The sequence below is a fragment of the Flavobacterium sp. genome (genome assembly GCF_029242675.1).
GTDB lineage: Bacteria > Bacteroidota > Bacteroidia > Flavobacteriales > Flavobacteriaceae > Flavobacterium.
Genome location: NZ_JAQWTM010000309.1, coordinates 1 through 2,269, shown reverse-complemented (window position 1 = coordinate 2,269; position 2,269 = coordinate 1). Strand labels below are relative to the sequence as shown.

3 protein-coding genes are annotated in these 2,269 nt (G+C 32.2%); all 3 read left to right on the top strand.

From position 1 onward, the window contains the following. Positions 1–1,238, top strand: a 1,238-nt coding sequence (locus P8M54_RS11265; RefSeq protein ID WP_300287959.1) for a multicopper oxidase domain-containing protein, incomplete at its 5' end; no start/stop codon positions are given. Between the two features lie 274 nt (positions 1,239–1,512). Further along, positions 1,513–2,067, top strand: coding sequence for an AraC family transcriptional regulator (locus tag P8M54_RS11260; protein ID WP_300287958.1), 555 nt, complete (start codon positions 1,513–1,515; stop codon positions 2,065–2,067). A 93-nt stretch (positions 2,068–2,160) separates the two neighbouring features. Further along, positions 2,161–2,269, top strand: a 109-nt coding sequence (locus P8M54_RS16350; RefSeq protein WP_366525151.1) for a cation transporter, incomplete at its 3' end; no start/stop codon positions are given.

Sequence of the window (2,269 nt, the reverse complement as noted above, 5' to 3'; positions counted from 1 at the left end):
CACTTCCCAAACTTAAATATTTTGAAGGTATGAAAATGATGAATGGGATGATGAAAATGAATGGCGATTTAGATGATATGGGTATGAAGATGTCTTATAATCAAATGGATATGAATGTGGTAATGTACCCAGAAATTACAGGAGAACAAAAAAAGAAAGGTGATGAAAAAATGAAGAATATGAAGATGACTGAAGGTGATTATAACAGTAATGCGCTATCGGATATCACAACATTAAATTATGCAATGTTGAAATCACCCACAAAAACTTCACTTCCAAAGGATGCGCCAATAAGAGAATTAAAATTTGAATTAACAGGAAATATGAATCGCTATGTTTGGAGTTTAGACAACAAAGTAGTTTCTGAATCAGATAAAATATTAATTAAAAAAGGAGAAAATGTTCGCATCACAATTCACAATAACTCTATGATGCGTCATCCCATGCACTTACATGGTCATGATTTTAGACTTTTAAATGGTCAAGAAGATTATGCTCCTCTAAAAAACGTTGTCGATATCATGCCTATGGAAACCGATGTTTTTGAATTTAATGCTAATATCGAAGGGGATTGGTTCTTTCATTGCCATATTTTATATCATATGATGAGCGGTATGGGCCGTGTTTTCTCTTATGAAAATCAAGCACCAAATCCCGAAATTCCCAACCCCAAATTAGCACAGCGCAAACTATTTGCTGATGATAGAAAATTCCATTTGATGGCTGAAAATGATTTTGCTACAAATGGAAATGATGGAGAAGCGATGTATCAAAGCACCCGATGGAGTATCGGTACAGAATGGCGATTGGGTTACAACGACAAACATGGATACGAAACTGAAACCCACATAGGTAGATACATAGGTAAAATGCAATGGATCATGCCATTTATAGGCTTTGATTGGAGGTATAGAAAAATGGGAATGGATATACAGGAAAGTAATCTTTTTGGGCAAACTAATACCAAAGATAGACGAGCTCTTCTTAGTGCGGGTCTTAATTATACCTTACCGATGCTCATAATGGCACAAGCTGAAGTATTCACTGACGGAAATGTGCGCTTACAATTTGAACGAAAAGACATTCCTGTTTCAAAAAGATTACGAATGAATTTAATGTGGAATACCGATAAAGAATACATGGCAGGATTGAGATATATAGTAAAAAGGAACTTTGGAATTACTACCCATTATGATAGTGATATGGGTCTAGGGTTTGGAGCAAACTTGAATTATTAAAAATTAAAATTTACAACGAGAACAATTGATGTGGGATAAAAGATGTTTTCAGTAATATAAAAAAGATAGAAAAAACGGATCTAAACGGCCTTGATACAAGTATTGAAAGTGTCACTAATATTGGCTATTAATTTCGAAGTGGAAGTAATTAAACGAATAAGAAAATTACCCACAACACGACATTACTTTTAAATTCCAAACTTCTATCCGAGGCCGGTTAAGTTCTGTGAAAATAAAAATTCGAACTATTTTACATAACAAAATGATGTCATAAATGAAGCTCTATATTAAAAACATGGTTTGCGGCCGTTGTGAATTAGCAATTATAACTGAATTGAAAAAAATGAAGTTTACTGTTATTTCGATAGTATTAGGGGAAGTCGAAATTGCTAATAATTTGGACGAAAGTCAAATAAAAACACTATCAAAAAACCTTAAAATAATTGGTTTCGAACTGTTAGATGACAAGCAAAATAGGACAGTTGAAAGAATCAAAAGTTTAATCATTGATATAATACACTATAAAAAGGAGCTACTGAAAAGTAATTTATCAAACTATCTAACCTCCGATTTAGGGCAGGATTACAGTACATTAAGTAAATTATTTTCAAAAAATGAAGGGTTGACAATTGAGCATTATTTTATTGCCCAAAAAATTGAATTAGTAAAAGAACTATTAATCAATAACGATATGACGTTAGGTCAAATTGCAATTCAGCTTAATTATAGTAGTACAGCGCATTTAAGCAATCAATTCAAGAAAACTACTGGTATAACCCCTACTCAGTTCAAGAAGCTAAAAGTGTTAATAGTTAAAAATGATCTATAACTTGCTAATTATACAAAGCTTAGCCAAAATTGTGTAACACAAAAAAGTAGATTTATTACGATATTTGTATAAGTAATCTTAAATAATAAAAAAATGAAACACTCTTATAAAATTACCGGAATGAGTTGCAATGGATGTCGTACTAAAGTAGAAACTACATTGAATGCTATAAGTGGCTTGGAGGCTGTTGTTACTTTGGAAC